The 26,863-nt window shown below is 60.9% G+C and carries 25 protein-coding genes; 3 read left to right on the plus strand and 22 right to left on the minus strand.

Annotated elements, in window-relative coordinates; genetic code table 11:
- Positions 1–242: 242 nt before the first annotated feature.
- Positions 243–491: a DUF6429 family protein gene (locus ACLIRY_RS14430; RefSeq protein ID WP_413206112.1), complete on the plus strand. Its 249-nt coding sequence runs from the start codon at positions 243–245 to the stop codon at positions 489–491.
- Positions 492–757: 266 nt separating this feature from the next.
- On the opposite strand, the gene ACLIRY_RS14435 is transcribed toward ACLIRY_RS14430, so the two are convergent.
- The 12 genes from ACLIRY_RS14435 to ACLIRY_RS14490 form a co-directional block, all read right to left on the minus strand.
- The gene (locus ACLIRY_RS14435) at positions 758–2,005 is read right to left on the minus strand and encodes an MFS transporter (RefSeq protein ID WP_413206113.1); all 1,248 of its coding nucleotides are present in this window, start codon (positions 2,003–2,005) and stop codon (positions 758–760) included.
- 230 nt (positions 2,006–2,235) lie between these two features.
- Positions 2,236–3,201 (minus strand): SMP-30/gluconolactonase/LRE family protein, encoded by a 966-nt coding sequence (locus ACLIRY_RS14440; RefSeq protein ID WP_413206114.1) that lies wholly within the window; start codon positions 3,199–3,201, stop codon positions 2,236–2,238.
- 3 nt (positions 3,202–3,204) lie between these two features.
- A complete protein-coding gene (locus ACLIRY_RS14445) occupies positions 3,205–4,500 on the minus strand; it encodes a TRAP transporter large permease (RefSeq protein ID WP_413206115.1) in 1,296 nt (431 codons plus the stop codon).
- Entirely contained in the window at positions 4,500–5,036 is a 537-nt protein-coding gene (locus tag ACLIRY_RS14450) for a TRAP transporter small permease (RefSeq protein ID WP_413206116.1), read from the minus strand. The genes ACLIRY_RS14445 and ACLIRY_RS14450 overlap by 1 nt, the downstream gene beginning before the upstream one ends.
- Before the next feature lie 2 nt (positions 5,037–5,038).
- Positions 5,039–6,016 carry a TRAP transporter substrate-binding protein DctP gene (gene dctP / locus ACLIRY_RS14455; protein WP_413206117.1) on the minus strand — a complete coding sequence of 326 codons (978 nt, stop codon included), beginning with the start codon at positions 6,014–6,016 and terminating at the stop codon, positions 5,039–5,041.
- Positions 6,017–6,092: 76 nt separating this feature from the next.
- Positions 6,093–7,049, minus strand: coding sequence for a tripartite tricarboxylate transporter substrate binding protein (locus ACLIRY_RS14460; RefSeq protein WP_413206118.1), 957 nt, complete (start codon positions 7,047–7,049; stop codon positions 6,093–6,095).
- Positions 7,050–7,130: 81 nt separating this feature from the next.
- The gene (locus tag ACLIRY_RS14465; protein ID WP_413206119.1) at positions 7,131–8,171 is read right to left on the minus strand and encodes an amidohydrolase family protein; all 1,041 of its coding nucleotides are present in this window, start codon (positions 8,169–8,171) and stop codon (positions 7,131–7,133) included.
- Complete coding sequence (locus ACLIRY_RS14470) at positions 8,168–9,700, minus strand: tripartite tricarboxylate transporter permease (RefSeq protein ID WP_413206120.1); 1,533 nt, start codon at positions 9,698–9,700, stop codon at positions 8,168–8,170. The genes ACLIRY_RS14465 and ACLIRY_RS14470 overlap by 4 nt, the downstream gene beginning before the upstream one ends.
- A 10-nt stretch (positions 9,701–9,710) precedes the next feature.
- Positions 9,711–10,172, minus strand: coding sequence for a tripartite tricarboxylate transporter TctB family protein (locus tag ACLIRY_RS14475; RefSeq protein ID WP_413206121.1), 462 nt, complete (start codon positions 10,170–10,172; stop codon positions 9,711–9,713).
- Between the two features lie 81 nt (positions 10,173–10,253).
- On the minus strand, positions 10,254–11,222 hold the full coding sequence (locus ACLIRY_RS14480; RefSeq protein WP_413206122.1) for a Bug family tripartite tricarboxylate transporter substrate binding protein: 969 nt from the start codon (positions 11,220–11,222) through the stop codon (positions 10,254–10,256).
- A 77-nt stretch (positions 11,223–11,299) separates the two neighbouring features.
- Positions 11,300–11,980: an RraA family protein gene (locus ACLIRY_RS14485; RefSeq protein WP_413206123.1), complete on the minus strand. Its 681-nt coding sequence runs from the start codon at positions 11,978–11,980 to the stop codon at positions 11,300–11,302.
- Entirely contained in the window at positions 11,977–13,038 is a 1,062-nt protein-coding gene (locus ACLIRY_RS14490; protein ID WP_413206124.1) for a hydroxyacid dehydrogenase, read from the minus strand. Before ACLIRY_RS14490 ends, ACLIRY_RS14485 begins: the two co-directional genes overlap by 4 nt.
- Before the next feature lie 164 nt (positions 13,039–13,202).
- Here ACLIRY_RS14490 and ACLIRY_RS14495 point away from each other — a divergent pair, with 164 nt between their 5' ends.
- The gene (locus tag ACLIRY_RS14495) at positions 13,203–14,102 is read left to right on the plus strand and encodes a LysR substrate-binding domain-containing protein (protein ID WP_413206125.1); all 900 of its coding nucleotides are present in this window, start codon (positions 13,203–13,205) and stop codon (positions 14,100–14,102) included.
- Positions 14,103–14,337: 235 nt separating this feature from the next.
- Here the strand turns inward: ACLIRY_RS14495 and ACLIRY_RS14500 are convergent, their stop codons facing one another.
- The 10 genes from ACLIRY_RS14500 to ACLIRY_RS14545 all read right to left on the minus strand — a co-directional run bounded on the left by ACLIRY_RS14500 (position 14,338) and on the right by ACLIRY_RS14545 (position 26,269).
- Positions 14,338–15,144 carry an amidohydrolase family protein gene (locus ACLIRY_RS14500; protein ID WP_413206126.1) on the minus strand — a complete coding sequence of 269 codons (807 nt, stop codon included), beginning with the start codon at positions 15,142–15,144 and terminating at the stop codon, positions 14,338–14,340.
- On the minus strand, positions 15,141–16,625 hold the full coding sequence (locus ACLIRY_RS14505; RefSeq protein ID WP_413206127.1) for a tripartite tricarboxylate transporter permease: 1,485 nt from the start codon (positions 16,623–16,625) through the stop codon (positions 15,141–15,143). Before ACLIRY_RS14505 ends, ACLIRY_RS14500 begins: the two co-directional genes overlap by 4 nt.
- Before the next feature lie 120 nt (positions 16,626–16,745).
- The gene (locus tag ACLIRY_RS14510) at positions 16,746–17,219 is read right to left on the minus strand and encodes a tripartite tricarboxylate transporter TctB family protein (protein ID WP_413206128.1); all 474 of its coding nucleotides are present in this window, start codon (positions 17,217–17,219) and stop codon (positions 16,746–16,748) included.
- Positions 17,216–18,175 (minus strand): Bug family tripartite tricarboxylate transporter substrate binding protein, encoded by a 960-nt coding sequence (locus ACLIRY_RS14515; protein WP_413206129.1) that lies wholly within the window; start codon positions 18,173–18,175, stop codon positions 17,216–17,218. The genes ACLIRY_RS14510 and ACLIRY_RS14515 overlap by 4 nt, the downstream gene beginning before the upstream one ends.
- 807 nt (positions 18,176–18,982) lie before the next feature.
- Positions 18,983–20,278, minus strand: a complete 1,296-nt coding sequence (locus tag ACLIRY_RS14520) for a TRAP transporter large permease (RefSeq protein WP_413206130.1) — start codon at positions 20,276–20,278, stop codon at positions 18,983–18,985.
- A complete protein-coding gene (locus ACLIRY_RS14525) occupies positions 20,275–20,802 on the minus strand; it encodes a TRAP transporter small permease (protein ID WP_413206131.1) in 528 nt (175 codons plus the stop codon). The genes ACLIRY_RS14520 and ACLIRY_RS14525 overlap by 4 nt, the downstream gene beginning before the upstream one ends.
- Before the next feature lie 69 nt (positions 20,803–20,871).
- Positions 20,872–21,855: a TRAP transporter substrate-binding protein gene (locus ACLIRY_RS14530; protein ID WP_413206132.1), complete on the minus strand. Its 984-nt coding sequence runs from the start codon at positions 21,853–21,855 to the stop codon at positions 20,872–20,874.
- 51 nt (positions 21,856–21,906) lie between these two features.
- Entirely contained in the window at positions 21,907–23,154 is a 1,248-nt protein-coding gene (locus ACLIRY_RS14535; protein WP_413206133.1) for an NAD(P)/FAD-dependent oxidoreductase, read from the minus strand.
- A 166-nt stretch (positions 23,155–23,320) separates the two neighbouring features.
- Positions 23,321–25,072 carry a thiamine pyrophosphate-binding protein gene (locus ACLIRY_RS14540; RefSeq protein WP_413206134.1) on the minus strand — a complete coding sequence of 584 codons (1,752 nt, stop codon included), beginning with the start codon at positions 25,070–25,072 and terminating at the stop codon, positions 23,321–23,323.
- Positions 25,073–25,207: 135 nt separating this feature from the next.
- Positions 25,208–26,269 (minus strand): saccharopine dehydrogenase C-terminal domain-containing protein, encoded by a 1,062-nt coding sequence (locus ACLIRY_RS14545; protein WP_413206135.1) that lies wholly within the window; start codon positions 26,267–26,269, stop codon positions 25,208–25,210.
- 152 nt (positions 26,270–26,421) lie between these two features.
- On the opposite strand from ACLIRY_RS14545, the gene ACLIRY_RS14550 reads away from it, so the two are divergent.
- On the plus strand, positions 26,422–26,847 hold the full coding sequence (locus ACLIRY_RS14550; protein WP_413206136.1) for an Lrp/AsnC family transcriptional regulator: 426 nt from the start codon (positions 26,422–26,424) through the stop codon (positions 26,845–26,847).
- The last annotated feature ends 16 nt before the right edge of the window (positions 26,848–26,863 follow it).

Here is a 26,863-nt window from a genome sequence, read left to right on the forward strand (position 1 = left end):
TCTCGTGGCAATCTTGGACCGGGCGACTTCGTATTTTTTGGGCGATTGCCCAAACTCCCATTTTTTCATGGTCTGGGGCCTTTCGGCCCCATTGGGGGACGGCGGGGAAAGCCGCTCTCCCCCCTTCTTCCGCGTCACCGGGTCCGTTCTCCCTCTTCCTCTTTTCCGCCCCGGCCCCGAGCCAGTCCGGTTGCTTCCCCCCCCCTATTCCGCGCTATCCAAGGGAACTGGGAGGACAAACCATGGACATGGACACAGACAAGATCGACGACATGATCCTGGCCCTGCTCTGGCTGGGCGCCCATGGCGATAAATGGTCCACGCGGGCCTGGAAGAGTTTTGACTGGGCTGCCATGGATCGCCTTCATGCCAAGGGCCTGATCACCAATCCCGTCGGCAAGGCGAAATCCGTCAGCTACACCGAGGAAGGCCTGCGCCGATCCCAGGAACTCTTCGAGACCTTCTTTGCCCAAAAGCCCCCCTCACCGTAGCTCTTTGCGGCGGCGATCAGGGGCGCGGGTTGACAGTCCCGGTCCAGATCCCCTTGCGCAGGAATTTCGCCATATTGGCGTCGCTGGCATCGTTGTAAAGTTGGTCGGTGTTCGGATCAGTCACGACTCATACCAAGGTGCGGTGAGTTTGACTCACCGCACCTTGGAAGCGGCCAAGTGGCCGCCGCGCCTTGTGGCGCGTAAAAGCCCGCCTGGCGTTTGAACGCAAGAAAAGCGGCGTGGCTTTCAACCCGCACCGCTTGGTATCAGCCTGTTCGGCGTGTAAGCCGCCACAACCGAGGCATCAACAGAGCCATAAGCAAGACCAGGCCTCCCCCTTCCACCAGAAGAGTCGTTGACGCTCCCAGAGACTTCGCAAGGTATCCGGCGGCGAGCCCGCCCAGGGCGTCGAAGCCGAAGCGCGTCGCTGCGAAAAAAGAGGCCACACGCCCCCGAATAGTGTCGGCGCTGATACTCTGAAGCGTCGCGTTGGTGCCAACGTTGGTTACCGAAATCCCGAAGCCCAACACCACCATTGCCGCCAGGGCGACGCCCAGGTAGGCCGTGGTCGAGAAAACCAGCAAGGCCAGGGCGGCGCCGATCACCCCACACAACATGACCCGAATAACCCGACCGGTGCCCTCAAGCATGGCCAGCAGGATCGTGGCGAGAACGGCACCCGCCCCGGCCGCGCCCAACAACCACCCCAGGGTCCGGGCGTCGGCGAGAAAAACTTCCTTGACGAAAACCGGCATCAGGACCGCGTAACTGGACGCCGTCAGGTTCAATCCGCCAACCAGCAGAAGCAGCCCCCGGTGGGTATCTCGCCACCAGATTTCGGCAAATCCCTCGCCAAGGGCAGCGAGGTAGCTCCGCCTCCGATCGGGCGGGCTCGGCGGTCGCGTCTTGATCCGAAGCAGGGCGATCACCAATGCCAGATAAGACAGGCCGTTCACCAAGAAACAGACCCCTTCCGAGGTCATCGACAGAACCACACCGGCGATCGGCGGCCCGAGAAAGCGCCCGGCGTTAAAGGCCATGGCGTTGAGGGCGAAGGCGTTGTGAATCACAGAGGAGTCTTCGAGCAGACCACCAATCAGGCTTTGCCTCAAGGGGGTGTCGATCCCGTTCAGAACCCCAAGAAGGGCGGCCATGAACACGATCAGCCCGGGCGTGACAAAACCGCCAAGCGTCAAAAGGCCCAGGACCGAGCCGTGGAGAATCAAAAGACACTGAACCAGGAGCAAGAGCCGCCGACGATCGAAACGGTCGAACAGAGCCCCCATCAACGGCCCGACCACCATCTGCGGCGCCATCGTCAGAAAGGTGGTGATCCCCAGCAATTCGGCAGAGCCGGTCAGTCGATAGACCAACCACCCCATGGCCACTTGCTGCACCCACGTCCCCATGATCGAAACGATCTGGCCAACAAAATAGAGACGGAAGGCCCGGTGCTCAAGCGCCTGCGCCGCCTTGAGCCAGCGGCGGCGCCCCGATGCTTTGGTCCAGGTCATGACGCTTCCTTACCCCGGCGATAGCCCAAACCCCCATTTTTCTTTTAAAAATAATGGCCTGGGGTCTGGGGCCTTACGGCCCCAGTGGGGGACGGGGCAAAGCCCCGTGATGGAAAAGTCCCCCTGTCGTATACCCTGCTTTGCAGCCCAACTTGATCTCGAAGCTCTAACTATATGATTTTAGATCAAATTATCCGCCCTAAATCGATTCCGATTTAGGGCGGTTTGATCTAAGCCGAGATTGGCCCGAGATCGCCATGCCCCGAATACATCGGGTTTCCAGCGATGCCAAGTTCGGGAGGAAACTCCGCAGCGAGAATGGATCCGCTGTCGGATTCCGTGATGTAGAGCGTCCGGTTATCCTGCCCCCCAAAAGCACAATTGGTGGTTCCCAGACCCCGGGGAGAGCGGACGACGGCGATGGGGCGCCCCAAGGCATCATGAACCCAAACCAGTCCCATACCGGTCTGGCAGACAACCACGCCCCCCGCCGATGTCAGAGCCAAACCATCAGGGCCGGCCCTGCCACCGCTGAATTGCAAAAACAAGCCCGCCTTGACCACCCGCCCGCTGGGTGACAGGGGCAAGCGCCACACCGCATTGGCCCGGGTCACCGCCAGGTAAAGCACATGCTCGGCCAGATCCAGGACCAGACCATTCGGGCTCGGCACCTTGTCGATGAGACAGGCCAGTTCGCCCGTCTCGGGGGTCCAGCGATAGACCCGCCCCGCGGGATCCTGTAGGCCCGTCTGTCCCTGGTCCGTGAAATAGAGCCGCCCATCCCGACCGAAATGCAGGTCATTGCAGCCCTTGAAGCCTTCGGACTCCGCATCGCGCAGGGCCGGCGAGACGGCGCCGGTCGCCGGGTCAAGCAGCATGATCCCGTTCTGGAAGTCGGCGAGGAAAATCCGTCCATCCCGGTGGATCTTGAGACCGTTGGGCTGACCATCATATTCGGCGATTTGGACGACCTCCCCAGTCGGAGAGGCCCGAAACACGCGACCGAACGGGATATCAACACAATACAGATTGCCGTCGCGGTCAAAGGACGGCCCCTCCAGGAAGCTGTCAACCACGGCACCCCGTCGGTTCCGCTCCGCCCAATAGGATTTGGTATTCCGGCGGCGCAAAGCCTCGGGCAATTCGGTAAAAACCTCCGCGTCAATCACCACGGGGTCCGGAAACGGATAAGTCATGCTTTAGCCTCCCAGGCTCCACGCCGGAAACCAGAGCGCGATGTCCGGAACGGCGATCAACAACAAGATGAAGAGAAGAATGATGGCGAAAAAGGGCGCGACACCCAAGGCGACGTCCTCGACCGTCACCTTGTCTGACGAACTGGCGACAACGAACAGGATCACCCCCAGGGGCGGCGTTAATTGTCCCAGTTCCACCAAAATGACGACAAAAACACCGAACCAAACCGGGTCGACCCCCATGGCCAAAAGGGCCGGATAGATCACCGGGACGATGATCGCGATCATCCCCAGGCCTTCCATGAAGCACCCCAGGATGGCGAAGGTTCCCATGATCATCAGCAGGAAGACAAACTTGGAGAAGCCCGCCGTCTCCAGCCAATGGGCCAACCCCTCCCCGACGCCGGATAGGGCCGTGGCATAGGCGAAGATCATCGAGGTGAAAACGACGAACAGAATGTTGCCGCTCATACGCAGAGTTCGGGAAATAGCCTCTGCCAGCATGGCCCGGGAAAGCCGCCTGTACAGCGCCGCAATCGTCACGGCCCCGACAACGCCAATCGCACCGGCCTCCGTGGGCGTGGCCAGACCGCCGTAAATGCTGCCCAGAACCACCACGATCAAGATCAGAAACGGCAGGACATCCCCCAAGGCCCGCCGCAACTCGTCAAGGCGCGGCCAGTCACGCTCCGCAGGCACCAGCGCGGGATTCCACCAGACCCGCAGCATGATGAAACCCATGTAACACAGGGCGAGCAGGATGCCCGGAACCAAACCCGCTGCGAACAGATGGGCGATTGAGGTTTCGGTGAAGGTCGCGTAGATGATCATGGTGATGGACGGCGGGATCAGGATACCAAGTGTCCCCCCCGCTGCCAGCGACCCCGCAACAACGCGGCTGTTATAACCGCGGGCGGACAGCTCAGGGAGCGCCACCGTGGACATGGCCGCAGCGGTGGGGGCGCTCCCGCCGGATATCGCCGCAAAGATGCCGCAACCCGCAATGTTGGTGTGCAACAGCCCGCCCGGAAGCCATCGAATGAAAGGCGCCACACCATTATACAAACGGCCACTCAGGCCGCTACCCAGCAGGATTTCGGCCATGAAGACGAACAGGGGGATGGCCGCCAGGGTAAAACTGTTGGCCGAGCCCCAGCTGACCAGCCCCAGGGCCTTCCATCCGGCGAACCCGTTGAGCAGCCAAATATAAAGCAGCCCCGCCGTCGAGACGGCGAACTGGACCCAGAATCCCCCCAGGATCAGACCAATCAACAGGCCGAAGGCGAGAATGGCTTCCATCAGTCCCCTCCCCTTTCAGAGATGCCAAACTCCACCAGCAGATGCTCGAGCAGAAACAGGGCGAGGACGCAGAATCCCACGGGCAGAGCGAGCTGCGGGATCCATAGGGGGGTTTCCAACACGGTCTGGGAAATCTTGCCACGCGAGAAGGAACTGGCGACCAGATCACCCGTCTTCCAGGCGAAGATGCAACAGACCGACAGGGCGACGAGAATAAAGAGGACGCGCAGGCCACGTTCCACGGCGGACGGCAAGGCGTCAGCGAGGAAGGAGACCCGGAACAGGTCATTCCCGCGCAGGGCCAGGGCTGCGCCCAAAGCCATGAGCAAAACGACGAAGTAGCCGACGAATTCCTCGACCACGGCCAGCGACGTATTGAACAGCCCCCGGGCAACGACCTCGGCGACAACAAGTCCAACCAGGGCGACGAGCGTCGCCCCGGCCAGGACGGAGACACCGCGCGCCGCCCCCTCGAAAACGAGGCCGACCTTGGCCAGCCCCGTTCTCCCCACAGGTGTCCCGTGACCTGCGGACATGGTTATTTGCCCAGCGCTTGGCGCACGGTCGCCAGCGCCTCAACGTAGTCAGGTCCCTTGTCCGTAGCCCACTCCTGCCAATAGGCTGCCATCTTTTGGCGCGCCTCTGGCAGTTCGGATTGGTCGACCTCCGTTATGGTCATACCGGCGTCCCGTTGCTTGGTCATCTGGACGATCTCGTCCTCATTGAATTCCTCGGTGATCGCGGGGCCTTCCTCGGCCACGATATCGCTCAGGGCTTTCCGATCAGCCTCGGGCAGGTCGTCGAAGGAGTCCCTATTGGCGATGATCACCGAATTTCCGTAGTTGACCGGGAAGCGGTAGTTATACGGCAGGAATTCGTGCCACTTCTTCGCACCGCCCGCGCTGGCCGTCAAAACACCCTCGATGACGCCACGCTCCAGGGAGGTCGGCACCTCACTGCCCGACAGGGTGATGGGAGACCCACCGAAAGCCTCAACGAAATGTCCCTGTTCCGGTGAGGTGACGCGGATCTTATGGCCTTTCAGATCCTTGAGCGATTTCATCTCGAAGGTCGTGAAGAAGATCTGCGCGGGATAGCGATAGCCGCCCAGATAGACCACACCCTGCTTGGCGAAGGCCTCTTTGAGCACCGGTTCCATGGCCGTATAGGCTTTGCTCCACTCCTCGTTGCTCTCGATCAGCAGGGGCAGATTCAGAACGCGGGCGATGGGCACACTGCCGGAAAAGAAGTAGTCGGCAGCGAAGTCGACAATACCGTCTCCTGTCGCCTGGGTAATATCCGAGGAGGCGATCTGCAGAGTCTTGCCCAAATGTAGGCTGATCTTCAAATCGTCCTTGGTGGCCTCCGCCACCCTTTCGGTGATCCGGGTCATCCCCTTCACCGCAGCCGTTGTCGACACGGATGAATAGGTATAGCCCGTCCAATCTGCGGCCCAAGCGCCAGTCGCACCCAGCAGCAGTCCAGCGGCGACAGTCGTCATCCTCAAGAAAGTCATCATTTCCTCCATGTTTCTTTATATGCCGCCCCTGCGGCGTGCGTCCCGAGGGACTGGGCCTTTTTCTTTCCGGGCCCTATTTCCAAGGTGTCGCGTTCCAGATCTTCGCGGCGACGGAAGCCTGCTTTCCGGCCAGTGCCGCGAAATCATCCCCGGCGACAAAGGACGCCGGATTTCCCTGCTCGACCATGGTTTTCTGAAATTCCGGATTATCATTCACCGCGCGCAGGGCGGTGAGCAGCTTTTCGCGCACAGCCTCCGGCAGTCCCGCCGGAGCGACCAACCCCCGGTAAGACCCCATCTCGACGTCATAGCCAAGCTCCTTGGCCGTTGGCACGTCCGGAGCGAAGGGAGAGCGTTCGCTGTCCAGAACCGCCAGAACCCTCAGATTGTCCTCGTAACCAACCGTCTGCCCCAGAGTCATGGTGCCCGCCATCACGTGCCCCCCCATGATCGCCGCCCGCGCGTTGGCTGCGCCTTTAAACGGCACAAAGGAGACATCCACACCGGCGGCGGATTCCATCAGGATTCCCGCGAAATGATCATTGCCGCCCAGGGCGGACAGACCCATGGTTACGCGACCGGGCTCCTTGGCCGCACGATCGAGAAGGTCCTTCAGACTCTCGATCCCGGTTTCCTTGGAGACGACGATGGTGTTCGGATCTTTGACGAAATTGGCCAAATAGGTGAAGCTGTCGGCGTCGTAATCGGCCTCACGGTCCAGAGTCAGGGCCAGAGCGGCAGGTAGATTGAAGGTCCCCAGGGTGTATCCATCGGGCTTCGCCTGGGCGACGGCAGTGAAGCCGATCTGCCCCCCTGCCCCGGGCATATTCTTGACGACCACGCTCGCCTCACCTCCCAGCGCCTTCTCCAGATAGCCTCCCACGGTCCGGGCCAGCACATCCGTGCCGCCTCCAGCGGAATAGCCGACGATGATCTCGATCGGCTTCTCGGGGTACTCGGCCAGGGCTGGCGCCGCGGACAGACCGAGAAGGGTCAGTCCCGAAAGCAGGCCTTTCATAAGCGATTTCATATCAGTTTTCTCCCTGTGTTCTTTTTCAGAGCGGAATGAGGAAAAGTGGGCACCGGTTTTCCGTCCTCATTCCGCTGTAGATCACGATCCTGGCAAGGCGATGCCATAGGTCGCAGAGGCCGTGCCGTAAAAGAGGGCCGCACGCTCCTCCGCAGAATAAGAGCGGGCAAGCCGCTTAAAAGCGTTCCAAATGACCGGATAGGAAAACATGCCTTTGTCGACGGGAAAGTTGCTCTCGAACATGGCCCGGTCCGGTCCGAAGGCATTCAGGCAAACGTCCACATATGCCGCCCAGTCCTGCGCCAGCTGCTCAGAGGAAGGAGGGGTGTCGGCCAAATGATAGTCCTTGCCCATGACCACCAAACCGAAACCGCCGATCTTGATCCGAGTATTGGGCAAGCGGGCCAAACGCTCGACCCCGGCGCGCCAGTCGGCGAAATGCTTCTCCCGGTTCTCGCGGAAGGGTCCCGCGCCCAAAGGTCCACCAAGGTGATCAATGACAACCGTGAGGTCGGGATGAGCTGCGGCCAGATCGTGAACCTCGTCGAGCTGGGTCTGATAGGCCCAGATATCGAGGACCAGGCCCTCCCTGGCCACCGCCCCCGCGCCCTGCGAGAACGCCGGATCCCGCAAGAGTCCCGCGGGCGGGGGACGGGGGTTGGAATTAAGGGCCGGATCGGGATGATGGGCGGTTGTGTTCCGGATCCCGCGAACGGTCCCTTCTCCCGCTTCCATCAAGGCGGTGATCACCGCCTCCGCCTTGTCTCCCAGAAGCAGGTCGGCATGGGCGATCAGTCCGGTGGGACAGGCCGTCGCCCCGGCTTCCCGGCCCCAGGCGCGGACCGTCTCCACCTCGCCAACGGGCCGCAAGGCTTCCGGACCCGTCTCCCTGTACCCCGTTCGGCACTGGACATAAAGGCTCGCCCGGACGTCATGCCCCGTGGCCAAGTCCGCGAGGAATTCGGGAACCCGATACCGGCTTCCCGGGCGATCCCAAAGGTGGTGGTGGGCGTCCAGAATGGGCTGATCCGGATCCAGAACCGGCTCGACGTGACGATCAAGCCAGCCCTGGCGGATGGCGGCATGCGGGCCACTCATGCGCGGTGTGCTGGGTGCACTCATGGGGTGGCATTCCCATCGGCGTCTCCGCCGCCACCTTTTCCCCCCTTTCGGCGGATACGCCGCAGAATGCCGGGCCCGAACACCACACCGATGGTCAGGACAATCAGCAGCTGACTGGTGACGTTGTGCCACAGGATGGACCAGTCCCCCTGACCGATGCGCAGGGCCAGCCGCAGGTTTTCCTCGGCGAAGCCCCCCAGAATCAAACCAAGCACCACAGGCGGAAGCGGAAAGTCCAGCTTGTCCATCAGGTAGCCGATGGCTCCGAAGCCCAGCATCAGGTAGACGTCGAACATGCGGCCATGGATCGAATAGACGCCAACCAGCATGAGCACGATGATCATGGCGCCCAGCAGGGGCCGGGGCAGTGCCAGGACCCGGGCGAAATTGTTGGTCGCCAGGGATCCGCCGAGGAAGATCAGCAAAATCGCGCCAAACAGAAACTGCCACATGAAGCCGAACACAACATCCGGGTTCTCCCGGAACAGCATCGGACCCGGTTGCAGGCCATGGATCAGCAGCCCCCCCAGCATGACCGCAGCCACGGCCGTTCCGGGTATGCCCAGGGTCAGGGCTGGGATGAGCGCTGCTGCGGTATCGGCGTTGTTCGCCGTCTCGGACGCCGCAATCCCCTCCGGTTCCCCCTTCCCCCAGGTTTCCGGTGTCTTGCTCGCACGCCGGGCCTCGTTGTAACTGAGAAAGGCGGCCATCGACCCACCGGCTCCGGGAAGGATACCGATCCAGATACCGAACAGGGAGGAGCGCAGCCAGGTTCGCCAGAAGCGGAACATGCTGGGCAGGGATGTCAGCAGGCTTTGAGTATGCAGCTTGCCGGTGCCCAGGGCATCGGTCTTGAGCGGCTTCTCCAGCAGATCGATAACCGGCGGCAAGGCGTAGAGCCCGACCAGCAGAATCACGATATTGATGCCATCCAGCAGTTCCAACTGACCATAGGTGAAACGATCAACCCCAAGAATGGGGTCCGCGCCCACCGAAGAGACCAAAACACCGAAGGCTGCGCTGATCAGCCCCTTGACCACATGTTTGCCGAGCAGGAAAACAACGCTGGACAGGCCGAAAACGGCGATCCAGAAAATTTCCGACGGTCCGAAAAGCAGAGTCACCCGCGACAACGGCGGCGCGAGCAGCATGAGCGCCAGCGCGCTCGCGATGCCGCCAATGGAGGAGGAGACCACAGCCACCTGCAGGGCATATCCCCCCTTCCCCTGCTGGGCCATGGGATACCCGTCGAAACAGGTGGCCACGGCGGCGGGCGTCCCCGGGATACGCAGGAGAATGGCCGGAATCGCGCCGCCGTACATGGCGCCGTTGTAGATCCCCGCCATCAGGCCGAGCGCCACCAGAGGGTCCAGACCGAAGGTAAACGGCACCAGGACCGAAATCGCCATGGTCGCACTCAGGCCCGGCAAGGCCCCAACAACAATGCCCGCGATTACGCCGATCACGATGGCCGCGAAATTCGCGACGGTCAGAACGGTAGGAAGCGCGTCTATCAGATCACCATACATCGCCTGGACCTCATGAACCGAACAGAATGCCGACCGGGAAGTCCTGATTCATGATCAGGCTGAAGATCCCAAAAAGAAGGCCGATGAATATCGCGGTCCCGAGCGCCAATCGGAATTTGTCCCGATAGCCGAAGACCCAGGCAATGACAGGTACGGCGATCAGCGTCGCCAGGTAAAAGCCGATCACATCAACGGCCAGGCAATAAAGAATGATGAGCGCGAAGGCGCCCAAAGCCCGTCCCGGCGTTTCAGTCAGGCGGGAAGGATCCTCGCCCCGCGCGTTTTTCCGCGCGTCCATGATGACCAGGAGCGCGCCGAGACCGATCAGCATGACCAGCATGGCCAGGGGCAGCAAACCCGCCATGGTCGAGAGTTCGGACGCCTTGATCGCCAAAAGGACGGCGCCGGCGATCAACCCGAGGGCCGTAAATCCGTCGGCGCCCAGCACGCGCCGTTTTGCATGATTGGACATGAGTGATGACTCCGTTGAAACAAGTCCGGATAGGAAAAGCCCCGGGGCGGACGTTAGAGTCCGTCCCGGGGGCTCTTCAGGCTATTTCCACGGAGAGGTCGTCCAGACCTTCTTTGCCCACTCCAGGGCGTCGGCGTTGGTCGCCTTGAAGTCATCGCCGATATGCGGTTCCACGGGGTTGGCCGTTTCCTTCATGCTCTTCAGGAAATCGGGATCAACCACGGCCTTTTCGAAGGCCGCGAGCAGCTTGGCCTTGACATCCTCGGGCAAACCAGCCGGAGCCACGATGCCGCGCATGGATCCATTCACCAGATCCAGGCCCTGTTCCTTGAAGGTCGGCAGATCGGGCGCGAAGTCGGAGCGTTCATTCCGGGCGATGCCCAGGATGTTCATCTGATCCTCGAAACCGGACACTTCGGAAATGTTCAGGATAGCCACCGGCACGTGTCCCCCCATGAGCGCGGTCCGTGTCGGCGCCGACCCCTTGAAGGGAATGATGGTGAGGTCCTGACCGATCAGCGATCCCAGCTTGATCAGGGCGAAGTGGTCGTCTCCGCCCAGGCTGGACATGCCGACGCTCAGGGACTTGGGATCGGTCTTCGCGGCATCGAGGAATTTGTCGAGGGTATCGAGACCGCTCTCCTTCGAGGTGACGATCACGTTGGGGTCGTTCACGATATTCGCCAGGAACGTGAAACTGTCCGCGTCGTAGTCGGCCTTCCGGTCCAAGGTGCGGGCCATCATGCCCGGCAGGTTATACGTGCCCAGGGTGTACCCATCCGGATCGGAATGGGCAACCTGGGTCACACCGATCTGGCCGCTGGCGCCGGGAACGTTCTTGACGACGATCTGGGCACCATTGCCCAGATATTTTTCGATATAGGGAACCGTGGTGCGGGCCATCACGTCCGTCCCGCCGCCTGCGGAGAAGCCGACAATCAACTCGATCGGTTTCTCCGGATATTCTGCCTGAGCAACGGCCGGAACAAGGCACAAAAGGGACAGCGCAAAAGCCATCCGTTTCATGGAAAAAGTCTTGAGTTCAGTCATGGAACACCCTCCCTGGGTGGATTTGGTTCTGGTTCTGGTTATGATTATGTTTTTCTTGTTCTTTGTCGGCTTTAAGCTCACTCGTCGGGGAAGAGACAGCCCTTCTGTTTCAATGTGGCATCAACCCAACTTCTGTCATTGGTCCGCGCCTTGATCGCTTCCATCTGGCGCGTTTCGGCGGCATGCTTGGCCCGCGTGGCTGCCAGGACCTCCTCTGCCATGTCCAGCGGAACCGCGACAACACCGTCACTGTCGCCAAGGATCAAATCCCCCGGCTCAACGACCATTCCCTCCAGGCTGATCGGCACGTTGATTTCGCCCGGGCCGTCCTTGTAGGGCCCCCGGTGGCTCACGCCAGCGGCGAAGATTGGCAAGTTGACCTCGCGGAAGGCGTCCAGATCACGAATGGCGCCGTACAGCACGAAACCAGAGACCCCACGATTGATGGCATGGGCCAACATCAGTTCGCCCATAAGGGAATTGGTCAGATCCCCACCGGCGTCGACCACGATCACATCCCCCGGCACGGCCATGTCGATGGCCTTGTGCAACATGAGATTATCGCCGGGCCGAGACCGCACCGTAACAGCGGCACCCGCCAGGATACCGGAGGTATGCATTGGCCGGAGGTTCGGCCCAGCCGCCACCATCCGGTTCATGCTATCGGAGACATTGGCGACCGGGAGGGCGGCGAAATCGGCGACAAGGGCGGCGTCAATGCACCGCTTGCGGTTTAGAATGCGAAATCCCACGGTCATGACCGATTTTCCTTTGTTTCAAGCATGTGAGGGGGGGTCTTGAGAGCCGAGCGATTGACGACCCGCCGGGCCTCGATTGGCTCGCCATCAAGGATCTGAAAGATACCCCGGACCGCCTCCGTCCCGACGCGGGCCCCCGCTTCCCGGGTCACCCCACCGATATGAGGGGAGACGACGATATTGGGTTCCGCCCAAAAGGGGTGATCGACTGCGGGCGGCTCCACGGCGAAGGTATCGAGACCGGCGCCCGCCAGATGGCCCGAGCGAATGGCGGCCACAAGGGCCTCTTCGTCGATCAGACCGCCACGGGCGGTGTTCACCACATAGCTACCCGGACGCATCAACGCTATCCGCTCGGCGTTGAGCAGGCAGTTGGTCTCGGGCGTCAGGGGGCAGTGCAGGCTGACGATATCGGCACCGGAGAGCGCGCCCTCAACGCTGGCCACACGGGTGACTCCCAGCGCCTCGAAATCCACGTCGGATGCGAAGGGATCATAGCCCACGGCCTTCAGTCCGAACCCGCTGGCCATGCGCGCGGTGGCCTGGGCGATTGCCCCCATGCCGATGAAGGCGATAGTTGACCCGGCCAGTTCACGCCCAAGGAAGCCCGGCTTTTCCCAACGCCCTGCACGCAAGCCGGCGTCCAGGGGGACGATCCGCTTAACCGTAGCGAGCAGCAGGGCAATGGCGTGCTCGGCGACGGATACCGCATTGGCACCGGACGCGGCCAGGACAGCGATGTCCAGTGCCGAGGCCCCGGCGACATCAATATTGTCAACACCGGCTCCGTGCTTGGAAATGACCCGAAGCGCAGGCGCATCTCGCAAGGCTTCGGCTGAAATGCGGCCAAGGCGAGAGACCATTCCAGCCGCACCCGTCTCGCGCAATGCCGCGTTGAGGATGTCTGAATCGGCATAAGCTGGCGTATAGACGACCTCATATCCCCTGCTAGCGATCATCTGAACCGCGTCGGGATGCAAATCGGGGCCGTTAACAAGGATAACCTTATGCATGTCGGGGCTCCCCATGGAGCCGTCGACGGATGCTTCCGCTTTCATCGATGTATTCCTCCCATGACCGGATGCACGTTATGGCCGTGCCCGGTCACCTTCTTGACTTGGAGGAAGCCTACATGACAAAAACTCCTTCACATTAGCGAATAATTATAGTTATTTGATACAGATTTACTTAATTAATACCCTTAAACCAGCAGGGGCTATCCATGGACACCAGGCAACTCCGAACCCTGATCGCCATTGCCGAAGGAGGTTCCTTCGCCCACGCAGCAGAGACGGTCGGGCTCACTCCCTCCGCAGTCAGTCAGCAGGTTTTCGCGCTGGAACAAGAGTTTGGAGCGGCGCTCTTCGATCGCGCGACGCGACCGCCCCGGTTGAACGCCAACGGCCTGCAAGTCGTCGAAACCGCGCGGGAGTTCCTGCGCCTGGAGGAAGCGGTCAAGGGCGCGGTACAGGGTCATAAAGTTTCGGGAACTCTGGTCATCGGATCAGTTCGAAGCAGCGCGCTCAATCTTTTGCCCGAAGCGATCAAGCGCATGCACCATCTGTACCCGGACCTGAAGGTCAATTTGCGGGTCTCCCTTTCGGCGAATCTGATTTCCGATGTCGCCATGGGGAGACTTGACGCCGCTGTTGTCGCGGAACACATGGCCCTGCCCAACGCCCTACGGTGGAGCCCCTTCCTTCGCGAACCCCTGCATATCATCGCGCCACCGGGCACAAAGGACATGACCGGCACGGACTTGCTCAAGACCCAGCCTTTCATCCGCTTCAGAAGCGCCGTTCCCTTGGCGAACCTGATCGATGCCGAGATCGCCAGAAAGGGCATCGTGACCCATGATATCGCGGAAATCGATACCATCGGCGCCATCGTCACCTGCGTGGAAAACGGCCTGGGGATCTCGGTCGTCCCCCATGTCGCCTTACGCGGCCTCGCAGAAAAACGGTTGGTGATACGCGCCTTCGGATCGCCCCCGGTCTATCGCCAAATCGGGCTCATCGAACGCACGGTGGCTCCGCGCGCCCGAATCATCGAGGACTTGCATGAGGCACTTGCCGACCTCAGTGGCGAACACGGCCTGTCCCGTCGCGCATCGCCGGATTAACAGGGTGCGAAAAACTCTTTTGCCGTCATTTTCACGGGGATAACGAAGGAAAACAACGTATTCTTTATACCCCGTCTCCTTGAAAAACCGAAAAACGCGGGGCTTTGCCCCGACCCCCACCGGGGCCTGAGGCCCCGGACCCCCATTCGTTTTTTTACCAATGGGATCAAAGGGTCCGTGACCCTTTGCGGGTCTGGGGGCTTTCCCGCGCCATAAGGCACTCTAACCATTTGATCTAGACGGTTCCGCTTTTCTCGAAAGCGTAAAGTCGTTCGGGATTGGTCCACATACAGGCTCGAAACTGGTCGGGATCGAGTACTGCGGAAAAAAGGTCCAACATTGGCGGAATCTGCGGCAAAGGCGGAGCCGTCATCACATGCGGCCAGTCGCTTCCCCAAATGCATTGGTCCGGATAGGTTCCAACAAGTTGGCCAACGCACTCGACCAAATGCGCATGATCGTCCGGCCCCTGCCCCCTACCCACGCGCGTCAACGACAGCTTGACCCAGACCCGCCCGGTGTCGAGTAACCGACGCAGGTCCCCCATGTCCTGCCCGCTTTGGGGATCCACATGCCCGATATGGTCCAGCACCAGAATCTGCCCCTCGGGCAGCCGTTTCAGGTGCTCGGCGATCGCCGAAAAGCTCGTGGGCTCCGTATTCAGTTCGATGTGCCATCCCATGGGAGCCACGCAGCGAGACAGCTCCGGCAGGCTGCCAAGCGCGCTCGCGCCAAGGCGGGCGCGATCCTGGATCCGGATGGCACGGACACCTGCAGCATGCAGGGCTGAGACATCGGCCCGATCCGGATCGATTGTCGCCACCCCACGCGTGGCGATCCTCGCCCCGCTGCGCAAGACGGAGACCAAGCGGCTGCTATCGGTTCCATCGACCGAGGCCTGAACGATCACCGCCCGAGAGATCCCATGGGGCGCGGCCTCCTCCACATAGTCGGAGAGATCCTTGGTCGGTGGCGCATAGGCCCCACCGGACGGCAGCGCTGTCTTTGCGAAGGAATGAATGTGGCAATCGCAGATCGTCATTCCGAAACCCGCCTCTTTTCACGGAGAGAAAATAAAACACTCGTCGCCAGACTCACCCCAGTCAGCCCCAGAAGCCCCAGGGCGATGGGCGAGTCGACAAACACCCCTAGATTTCCGCCACTCATGAGAAGGGCCTGCCGCATACTCTGCTCGAAGGGGTGACCGAGGATGAGGCCGATCAGAAGCGGGGGAATGGGGAATCCGCTCCGTCGAAAGAAGAACCCAAGCAGACCCGCGCCCAGCATCACCCAGACATCGAACAGGCTGTTGTTCACGGAAAAAGCCCCCAAAGCGGCGAGTATGGCGATGGCCGGGAACAGATGCCGCGGCCGAATACGGATCACATGCACCGCAACCCGGAACAGCAGCAGTCCGAAAATCACGGTCGGAAGGGAGGACAGCAGCAGGGCCTCGAAGATGGCATAAACCTCGACCCCATGGTTTTTGAACAAAAAAGGTCCGGGCGCCAGCCCCTGCAACATAAAGGCCCCGAGGATAACCGCCGTGACCGCATCGCCGGGGATCCCAAGCGCCAGGGTCGGAACCAACGCTCCCCCGGTCACCGCGTTGTTGGCCGCCTCGGGCGCCGCGACGCCTTCCGCCGCGCCCGCGCCGAAGGTTTCCGGCTCCTTCGACCGCGACCGGGCGAGGTTGTAACTCATGAACGCCGGAACCGTAGACCCGATACCAGGCAGAATGCCGACGAAGGTACCGATCACCGATGACAGGGCCAGGGTCGCACGCATGCGCCAGAGGTCTAGAAGGGAAACCCTGGCGGGTTTCAGATCCGGGATCTCGGGATCTCCCGTTTCGGATCGGCGGGAGAACACCTGGATGAAGACCTCCGACATGGCGAAGAGCCCGACGAGAACGGGAATCAACTGAAAGCCGGCCTCAAAGGCGAACGACCCGAAGGTGAAACGGGGCGACCCGTCAATGGGATCCAACCCCACCACGCCTGCGCAAACACCCACAAGGACCATGATCAGCGCATCCAGGCGGGAGGCTCCGCCGAAAAGCACGATCACCTGCAGGGCGAAAAGCATCAGGACGGTCATCTCTGCCGGACCGAAATCCAAGGCGAACCGGGCCAGAGGTTCCGCCAACAACATGAGGACAAGGCAGCTGAACACATTGCCGAACACACTGGCGTAGAGCGCGATCCGCAGCGCGCGTCCCCCCTCTCCCCGGCGGGCCAAGGCGTGGCCATCAATAGCCGTGGCCGCGGAGGATGGCGTTCCCGGCACGTTCAGCAGAACAGCGGAGATCGATCCCCCGAAGATCGCCCCCTGATAGACACCCAACAGCAGGATCATGGCCGGGATCGGTTGCATGGAAAAAGTCGCCGGGATCAGCAGCGCGATCGCCATGGTCGGCCCGAGACCGGGAATCGCGCCGATGATGATACCCGAGACGATACCGATGGCCGCGGCCACCAGCACCCAAATGTTCAGCAAGGAAAGAAACGCGTCCCACAGCATCTTGGGGATGCCCCTATTGCATTCGGTCCTTCGACCGCGTGAAGACCTCGAGGAGAGAGCGGACCCATGGATCGGGTGTTCCGCCTCTCCTCACAGCTCGAGTGTTGAGTCTGGGGCCCATCAGGGAAGGGGGATATGCAATCCCCACCGCGCGCCAAAGGTCACGATCCCCGCGATGGCCACCGGGACCAAAACCCCAAGAACCGGGCGCCGCTCGCCCAGCAACAGGGCGGTCGCCACGCCGAGGAGCCCGGCTCCGGCGAAAAAGCCCAGGACCGGCATGGCCACCAGAGCCAAACCACTGACGAGCGCAAGCGCAAGAGTCCATGCCAGCCGCTGCCCTGGACCGATGGGGGCATCCGTCGCCCCCCGCGCGAGCCCAAGCCCCATGCGAATCACGAGCGCAAGGGCGAGCGCCCCCAAGGCCAACCGGGGAAAGCTCCGTGCGTCCGGTCCTTGGTCGCCAAAACCGAAAAGCGGAATTTGCCGATCCAGTAATGCCAGCCCCGCCAGAGCACCGACCAGGAGTCCCCCACTGGTCAGTGTCCGAATACCGAAGCGGGACCCCGAGGCGACGTTGGTTTCCGTCGTCACTTGGACTGGCCCATTTGCTTTGCCAGATCGCGGTAGGCTGAGAGGTTCTCTGCAATGGTCGCCTTAAGCGCCTCGCCCGACATGACGCGTACCGGCTGGCCCAACTTGGTCATGAAGGCCTTGAACTCGTCCGAGGAGGCGACGTCAGTGAAGATTTTTTCAAGCTTGGCGACAATGGCACCGTCCGTCCCGGCGGGCGCCAGGATGCCGACGATCGAGGGAAACTCCGCTTTGTACCCGGCATCCTTCAGAGTCGGAACGTCGGGGAAATCAGGATCCCGTGTTCCGTCAAGAACCGCAAGGAGACGAAGCTTTCCATCCTGGACCAAATCGCGATAGGCAGGAACCAGCGCCACGTCCACATGTTTTCCCAGCACCGCAGCGGTCGCTGCAGACGCTCCGTCGAACGGCACATGGCGCAAGGCGGCCCCGGTCTGATTGGCGACGGAAGTGAAGGCCAGATGAGCTCCCCCCATCGCACCTGCCGTGCCATAGGTCACCGTAGTCCCGGATTTGGCGGCCGAAATCAACTCGTCGAGCGTTTGGTAAGGCGCGTCGGCATTGACCAGCACGCCGTGATAGGGCCCCGAGTAATTCATGATCGGGATGAAGTCGGTCGTGGTGTCATAGCCAACGGGCCGAAGCGCAGGCGTAACGAAGGAGGGAGACGAGGTCGTCGCGATGAGCCTGTAGCCATCGGGCTTCGCCGCAGCGACCGCGCGCATGGCGTTCGTGCCACTGCTTCCCGGCTGATTTTCTACGACGAAAGGTTGCCCCGCAACCTTCTCGGCCATCGCGGCCATTTGGCGCGCAGAGATATCGGTCGTCCCCCCGGCCCCATAGGGCACCACGATGGTTATGGGGCGGCTCGGATAGTCCTCGGCGAGGGCACCATGGGCCTGTACGATTAGGGTGCAAGCAGCAATCGTCATGCCAATGCGGCGCATGATATTCATAAGTTTCCTCCACAAAGTTTTACTTTGTACTTTTTGTTCATCCCCCCCCTCTCGGCGGGCAAGATGCGGTTTTCACGCATGACCACGGCAACCACGAGTGACCGTAGATCGGTTTTTACATTTCGGCGGACGATCCCGGTCCTTTTTCGAAACGCACGCCAATCTGCGCGTTGATTTCAGTCTAATTGTTAGATTGTCTTTATTAAAACGCGAATACCTTCATATTTAATCGCATTTTTCTAATCAAGTTTACTCGACCCCAGAGACGTCAGGGGACCGGAGCCGAACCTTCGGAATAGTGAATAATAATAGTGAGTTAGGTTGGAATATGGGGGCGGCGCCACGGTCCACGACAGGGAATGTTTCCCGTCACGGGGCTTTGCCCCCTCCCCCACTGGGGCCGAAAGGCTCCAGACCTCGGGCCTAAAAAATGGGGGTTTGGGCAATCGCCCCAAAAAAATATAAGACACTGCCCTGTACCGTGGGTGGGCACCCGCCCCCGGCCTCCCTTGAGGGCGTGATGGACGCGTTCTTTCTCCTCGCCTTCCTCCCATACGGCCTCGGCCTTTAAGGCATCGACAGGCCACGTCGAGCTTCTCAGCAGGGGAGCTTCCTCTGGGAAGGGGAGAGATCAAGGGCGAGCCGACCGTTAATACCAAGGTGCGGTGAGCTTGACACACCGCACCTTGGAAGCGGCCAAGTGGCCGCCGCGCCTTATGGCGCGTAAAAGCCCGCCTGGCGTTTGAACGCAAGAAAAGCGGCGTGAGTTTCAACCCGCGCCGCTTGGTATAAGCCCGCCCAAAGGGGTCAATGTAGGATGCCGGGCAGCCAAGTGGCCATTTCTGGAAAGAGGACAAGCACGGCGATGAAGGCACACATAACGAAGAACATGGGCGCGGACGCCCGGGCGATATACCCCAGGTCCTTGCCGGTCATGCCCTGGAGAACGAACAGGTTGAAGCCGACCGGTGGGGTGATCTGGGCCATTTCAATGACCACCATCAGGTAGACGCCGAACCAGATCATGTCGAAGCCCGCAGTGCGGACCATCGGCTCGATCACGGCCATGGTCAGAACGATGGAGGAAATCCCGTCCAGGAACATGCCAAGGACCATGTAGAACAGAGTCAATACGGTGATGAGCGCCAGGGGGGAAAGGTCCCAGGAAACGATCCCTTCGGCCAGGCCCTTGGGAATGCCGGTGAAGCCCATGGCAAGGGAGAGGAAGCCCGAACCCATCAGGATGAACATGATCATCGCCGACGTGCGCGTGGCGCCGAGAATGGAATCTCCGAAGCCGCTCAGGGTGAAAGATCGCTGGCCGATAGAGAGCAGAATAGACCCAACGACACCAAGGGCAGCTGCTTCGGTAGCGGTGGCGACACCGCTATAGATGGAGCCGATAACCGCCGTGATGAGCAGCATCACGGGAAGAAGGTCCTTCAGCGCGCGCAGGCGGTCACCCCAACTGACGGCCCCAACCCGGTCCAGTGTTTCTTTGTGGAGAAGGGACCAGATCACGACGTACAGCATGAAGCACAGGGCCAATACGATCCCGGGAATCATCGCGGCCATAAACAAGTCGGATATGGACTCGTTGACCGTTACCCCATAGATGATCATGGAAATGGAGGGCGGGATCAGCAAGCCAAGGGTCCCCGCGCCCGATAGGGTGCCGATGATCATTTTCTCGGGATAGGAGCGCTTCCGCAGTTCGGGAATGGACATCTTACCCACGGTGGCCACGGTGGCCGCCGACGATCCCGAAATCGCCGCGAACACCGCCGACGCGCCGATGTTCACATGAAGCAATCCCCCCGGCAGATTGCCAAGGAAGGGGGCCAACCCTCGAAACAGGGTCTCCGACAGGCGGGTTCGGAATAGAATTTCACCCATCCAGACGAACAGCGGCAAGGCCGTCAGCGTCCAGGAAGATTGGCTTCCCCAAATGGTGATCGCCATGGAATCCCCGATGGGACGGGTGGTGAATAGCGCCATGCCAAGCACGGCAGTACCCAGCAAGGACGCGCCAATCCACAGGCTCGACCCAAGCAGGAAGAAAAGAACGATCAAAAAGACAATGATGGACAGGCTTTCGGTCATTCTTCCGCTCCGCCGTCATCCGTGATGAACTCCGGATCGATTTTTCGAGGGTCCACCAGGGATTCAATGAAAGTGTGAGCCGCAGCAATGGCGAAAATAGTCGCGCCAAAGGCCACGGGAACTTGGGGGATCCAAAGGGGAATTGCATCCGCCCCCTGGCTGCGTTCCCCGAACTTCCAGGAATCATGGGCCAGGCGGATCATGTAGAAGGCCAGGTAGCCGGTCACGGCGGTCATGGCGCCCAGGGCCCACCATTCGATGATCCGGCGCGCGCTTCCCCAAGCCTTTTGGATCATGAGGAGAACCCGAATGTGCCCTTTGTTTCGAAACGTATAGGCCAGGGCAAGAAAGGTGCTTGTCGCCATGACATAACCCGCGACGTCGGTTGCTCCGCCCGCATAGAGATTGAAGAGCCGCGCCAGAATACTGTACACGACCAAAAGACAGAGGACGCAAAGGGCAATTCCGGAAAGGATTGCTCCGAAAAGATACAGTCTATCCAATGCCTTGGCTACAGCTCTCATAGTGCCCCCCCCCGTATTTGAATGAAAAACGCCGGTGGTCTTTCAACCACCGGCGTCTCCTGGCCGACCTTATTTGTTGTAAGCGTCGAGAATCGCCTGACCCCGATCCCCGATCTTTTCCAGCCACTCGTCACGTAGTTTGGCGCCCACGTCCTGGAAGGCAGCCAGCATCGCGGGTTGGACGGTGTCGACCGTCATCCCGTTTTCCTTGAACTGTTCCAGGTACCAGTTGGCCAATTCTTCGGCCTTCGCCCATCCCTTCTTCTCGGCCGTAGCGGAGGCGTTCAGGATGATGGTCTTGGTTTCTTCGCTCAGACCGTCCCAGGCTTCCTTGTTGACGACCACCATGTTACGCGGCAGCCATGCGCGGACATCGTAGAAGTAGCTGACGTATTCCCAAAGCTTCCGGTCATATCCGGTCGACCCTGAGGAAATCATGGACTGGGCCACGCCGGTGGCGAAGGCCTGGGACAATTCTGCCGTTTCGATCTTGGCCGGAACCATGCCCAGCATGTCGGCAATCTGGGAGGTCGTGGTGTTGTAGGCGCGGAACTTCAGGCCTTTCACATCTTCCGGCCCATTGGCGGGCTTGACGCTGTAGAAGCCTTGGGGGGGCCAAGGAATGGAGTAGAGAAGAACGAGACCCGCTTCATCCAAGGTCTTTTCCAACTCTCCCTTGGAGGCCTGGTAGAGCTTCCAGGAGTCCTCGAAGCTGGTGGCCAGGAAGGGCACGGAGTCGACTTCGTAAATCGGATCGTCGTTGCTCAGGGCAGAAATGAGTCGTTCACCAATTGGCACCAACCCGCGGCGAACGGCGCCAAAGATTTCGTCGCCCTTGAACAGGGAGCCGCCCGGATGGGTGACGATTTCCAAGTCTCCCTTGGACTTGTCGGTCACTTCCTTGGCGAATTCCGCAGCAATTTCTGAATGGTAGTTGGAGGCGGCATAGGCCAGGGCCATGTCCCACCGGTCTCCGGCTTGCGCCAGGGTGGAGAAGCAAACGCTTCCCATCAGCGTCGCGGCGGTCAAGATGGCTCGGTGATTGAACTTCATTCCAGAACTCCCTTGTTCAAGATCAGTGAAAATCGATGCGAAAGCAAACAATCAGGAAATAAAGCGTTTGGCCTGAAAAGGCGTTGGGTCGATCGGCGGCGTGGCGCCGTCCATCAGGGCGCCCAACAGCTTGGCCGTTCCGGGCCCCGTACTCAGGCCGATGTGCTGGTGCCCAATGGTCAACCAGACGCGTTTCCGTCCTGGCGCCCGGTCAATAACGGGACGGCTGTCGGGAAAACTGGGACGGGCGCCTTTCCAGGGCGTGGTTTCAATCCGCTCGCCCAGGGGAAGCGCCTGTCGTGCGGTGGTTTCCGCCATGATCATTTGGGCATTGGTTGCCGGCGCGTCCAAATTGGCCAGCTCCACGCCCGTCGAGACCCGAATCCCCTGGGCCATGGGGGCGAGCACACAACCACCGTCGACATCATAGACGGGGCGGGTCAAAGGGGCGCATTCGGTCAAGGGAAAATGAAGGTGGTACCCCCGCTCGTATCCCATGGGAACACGGTATCCCAAGGACTCCAGGAAAGAGCGGGCCCAGGGACCCAGGGCAATAACGACTTGATCGACGGACACGAGCGGACTGTCGGTCCCATGAATGGTGACGCCTTGATCCGTTTCCTCGATGGTTCGCGCTTCCATCCGGATAAATTGCCCGCCCCGTTCGGAGAACAGAGCGCCGTAGGCTTCCACCAGCCCTCCGGGATTGTCCACACTCCAACTGTCCTCAATCAGGACTCCCTTCTTGTATATGGGCCGCAGGCTTGGTTCCAGGGCGCGGATGTCCCCCGGGGCAAGATCCGTCAGGCGCAGGCCGAAATCGGATAGGATGTTGCGGTTGCCCTCCCCTTTCCCGTGGCTTTCGGAGGACCGGAAAAGGTGGATCCAGCCGGTTTTGCGCAGGTGGTTTTCATATCCCGCTTCCCGGATCCAGGCATCATGTACGGGCAGCGACAGGGTGATCAGGGAATCCAGCGCCTCGCAGGTTTTCCTGACTTTGGCGGGGGTGGCATTGCTCAGGAAGCGGAGCGCCCAGGACAGGTTCCGAGCCATGTAGCCCAGATGCCAACGAAGGCTTCCCTGGGTGTTGGTCATCAGTTTGGGGAGATTGCGCCACAGGCCCGTGTTGTTCAGTGGCAAAAGCGAGGATCGGGTGAACACACCAGCGTTTCCGTAGGAGGTCTCCCGCCCGGGAGGCGAGCGGTCAATCAAGATGACCTGCTTCCCCCTGGCCTGGAGTTCAAGCGCGCAGGACAGTCCAACCATTCCCGCGCCGATCACCGCAACTGTCGTGTTCAAGGCCTCTGTCTCCAACCGTTGAGGCTTTAGCCTAGCCTTGGTTTCCGTCCGGAATGAACCGACGTTCCGTCGGAAATCCGGCGGCTGCCCGACAAAGTGTCGCCCAAGCCCCCGGTCGAGGGGCTTAGGCGAGGAACTTGGGCGAGGAACTTGGGCCAGGGACAGCCTAGACGTAGGGAACATCCTCGACCTGAAGGGTCAGGGGGTCCCGCTCTCGCTTGCGCAGCCAGGAATAGACGGGGGGGACCCGGTCGGCGAGGGATTCCACCCGGATGTCGATCAGGCAGGGGGCGTTCATCTCGAACCCCTCGGCCAGCGCGGCGTCCAGTTGCTCGGAGGTCTCTGCGGTCCAGGACTTGACGCCAAAGGCTTCACCGATGGCCTGACCCTGGGGGGGCAGGAAGTCGACGCCGAAACATTGGTTATGCCCCCGCAGGCGGTGCAGCCCCTTGATCCATCCAAAGCAGCCGTTATTGAACAACAGCAACATGGCCGGAATATTCAGGCGAACGAGGGTCTCCAATTCTCCGGCCGTCATGCCGAGGGAGCCGTCGCCGAACATGCCGATGGGTTTCCGGTCCGGATCGGCGTAATAGGCGCCGACCACCGCAGGAATGGCCGACCCCAGGCCACCGAAGGCGCGCGGAATAATGAAGCGGGTGCGGCGGTCCTGGATCTTCAGGAAACGGGTCATATAGGGTGTTGGCGTACCCGCGTCGGACAGAATGTGGACAGCCTTGCCGTGGGCCTTCAAGCGCTGGCTGAACACCTCCACGACCCGTTCCGGGCGCAAGGGAACGTCCTCGCGGGTGAGAAGCGTATTGGCTTCCTTCCAGAAGGAGGCCCGGTATTCATTCAACCGGTCCACCCAGGGGGTGTGCTTTGTGCCATCAAAATCCTTGGGCAGGACCTCAAGCAACTGGTTCAGAACCAAACGGGCGTCACCGGAGATGGACAACAGGTTTTCGTAGTTGTTCGCCAGCCGCTCCGGGTTGATGTCGATCTGGGCGACACGGCGGTTCAGGGTCAATTTGGGGAAGGTCCACCCCACGGTGACCACGGATCCCATTTTCGAGCCGATGAACAGGGCCAGGTCGGATTCCTCGAGGGCCCGGTTGGCGTGGGGATGGTAACCGTTGTCGCCGATAACGCCGATGGCAAGGTCGTGGTCATCGGGGATGACGCCCTGTCCGGTGATGGTGTTGACCACCGGAATGTTGAGAGCTTCGGCGAAGGCCGTCAGTTCGGGACCCGCGCAGGACCGGTTGACGCCACCACCGGCGACGATCAGCGGGCGTTCGGCCTTGGCCAACAGATCCAGCAAATCGGTGATCCGCTTGGCGGGGGCTGCCATGGGGAAGGCGGGGAACGTCTTGCATTCCTCGTCCACGTGCAGGGAGATCGTCGCCGGATCCACGTCCGTGGTCAGCATGTCTTCCGGAATCTGCAAGTGGACAGCGCCCGGGGTGCCGCTGCAGGCAACGCGGAAGGCGCGGCGGATGATTTCCGGCAGTTTGCTGGCTGTCTTCACCTGAATGGACATCTTCGTCACGGGTTCGAACAGTTTGGCGCAATCCAGTTCGGTAATCACACCACGCCCCTCGCCGGGCAAGGGCAGGTCGATGGTGAGGAGGATCACGGGAACGGAGGACGCATTGGACTCCGCGACGGGCGGCAAGGAGTACATGGCCCCGGCTCCCGACGGGCATTCGAACACGCCGGGCTTGTCTGTCAGGCGGGCATAGGCATCGGCCATGAAGCCTGCGGACCGTTCGTCCCGGGCCATCACATGGCGAATATCGTCCATGCGCTTTTGAAGGGCCATATACAGGGAAACATTGGTGTCGCCAGGTACGCCGAAAATGGTTTCGACGCCATGCCGAACGAGCATTTCAACAAGGATATCGGATCCGAGCACGGGAGGTCTCCAAGAATCTATTTTTAAATGATAAAGAGCCGGGGACGCGGAAGCGCGTCCACGCGGGTCCGGGGGCGGGGCCGGGTTGGATCCCGTTGATGACACCCGGTCGGACAGACCGAATGTCATCGTGATCTAACCGGCGAACAGGCCGCCCAACGAGGTGCGCTGGAAGGTGTCCAGGGGAATGTCTTCCTGCTTCAGAAAGCCCGAAGCGGGGAGTTGTCCGTCCCGGGTCATCTGGATGACGGAACAGGCGGACGCGGCCGTGGTCCAGGCGATGGCCGTGCGCTGTTCCCCGGCCAGGATCAAGGGGCGATAGGCGCGCACGAACTCATGGCGCCGCGGTCCGGAGTCATCGACGCCTTCGGCCGAGGCATGGATGAACACCACGTCATCATTCACGGGCGGTTTCGCGTGGGTCAGGATTTGGCCCGCGTCTTCCCGGCGATCGCGCATCAGCAGTTCGTGAAAGAAGAAGTTCATCAACGCCACATGGCCGGGGTAGCGCAGGGTCTTGTAGTCCAGGTTGGCCACGGTGCCGTGATAGGTTTCGCACATGGTTCCCAGGCCGCCGGAGGTGGTGAAAGCTTCCAACCGGGTGCCCTCAACGTAAACGGTTTCCAGCCACTCCATGGAGCTGACCCATTTCCGTTCGCCGCCCTCGATGACTTCACAGTCATTCAGGTATTCGTTGACCACCCCTTCCGGCGACCAGTTGAAGGCATATCCCAGAAGTCCGGTGGGATTGCGAGGCAAGGCGCCCACGCGCAATTTGATGGATCGGACCGTCTCCAGGGACTGGGCGAGATGGGCGCCCACGATGCCAATGAAGCCCGGGGCCAAACCGCATTGGGGGGCCATCAGACCTTTGGCTGTTTTGGCCAGGGAGCGGACCTCTTTGGTCACGGAAACATCTTCGGTCAGATCGAAGTAGTGGATCCCTGCGGCATGGGCCGCCTGGGCGACACCGATATTCAGGTGAAAGGGCAGGCAGGAGAGAACCGCGTCGACCTTGGATAGGGCCACGTCAAGATCCGCCCGGGAGGAAACGTCAAGCGCCTGACGGGCAAAAGGCGGCTCGGCGCCATGGACCCGGGCATCAAAACCCGTCACCTGGAAGCCGGCGTCTGACAGGAGCGTGGCAGCGAGATGTCCAACCTTTCCCAATCCGAGAACCGCGATCTTTTGAAACATCCTTCTCTCCATTCCATTTGGGACGCGATGGCGTGCCCTATCCCGTTCATGAGAGAAGATTTTCCTGTCGCTGGAAATAGGCGGACTGGCTAAAATTACTAGGCCTATAGTGAAAATGACTATTGTCGACGACAAGAAGGGAAGGCTTGGATATGGACGACAAGGATGGCGCGCTTCTGGCCCATCTGCGGAATGATGCGCGGATGTCGGTGTCGGAATTGGCCCGCCGTTTGAACTTGTCCAGAACGGCAACTCAGGCGCGGCTGACGCGGCTGGAGCGGGAGGGGACGATTCGGGGGTATTCAGTGATTTTGGCCCCGGGAGTGTCCGAAAAGCGGATTACCGCCCTGGTCATGATCAAGGCGCCACCGATCAAGCGCCGGGCCGTTGAGAGCGCGCTGAAAGCCATGCCCGCCCTGCGCTCGCTGCGGTCGGTGAGCGGTAGTCATGACTTCGTGGCCGAGGTCGAGGCAGAGACCGTCGATGCCCTGGACCGGGTTTTGGATGCCATCGGAGATTTGGAAGGGGGGCTTGAGACCCTGTCATCCGTTGTGCTGGCGACCAAGGTCTCAAGATAGGGTCGGTAAGGACCGG

It is taken from the genome of Rhodospirillum sp. A1_3_36, from assembly GCF_047263945.1.
Taxonomy (GTDB): domain Bacteria; phylum Pseudomonadota; class Alphaproteobacteria; order Rhodospirillales; family Rhodospirillaceae; genus Rhodospirillum.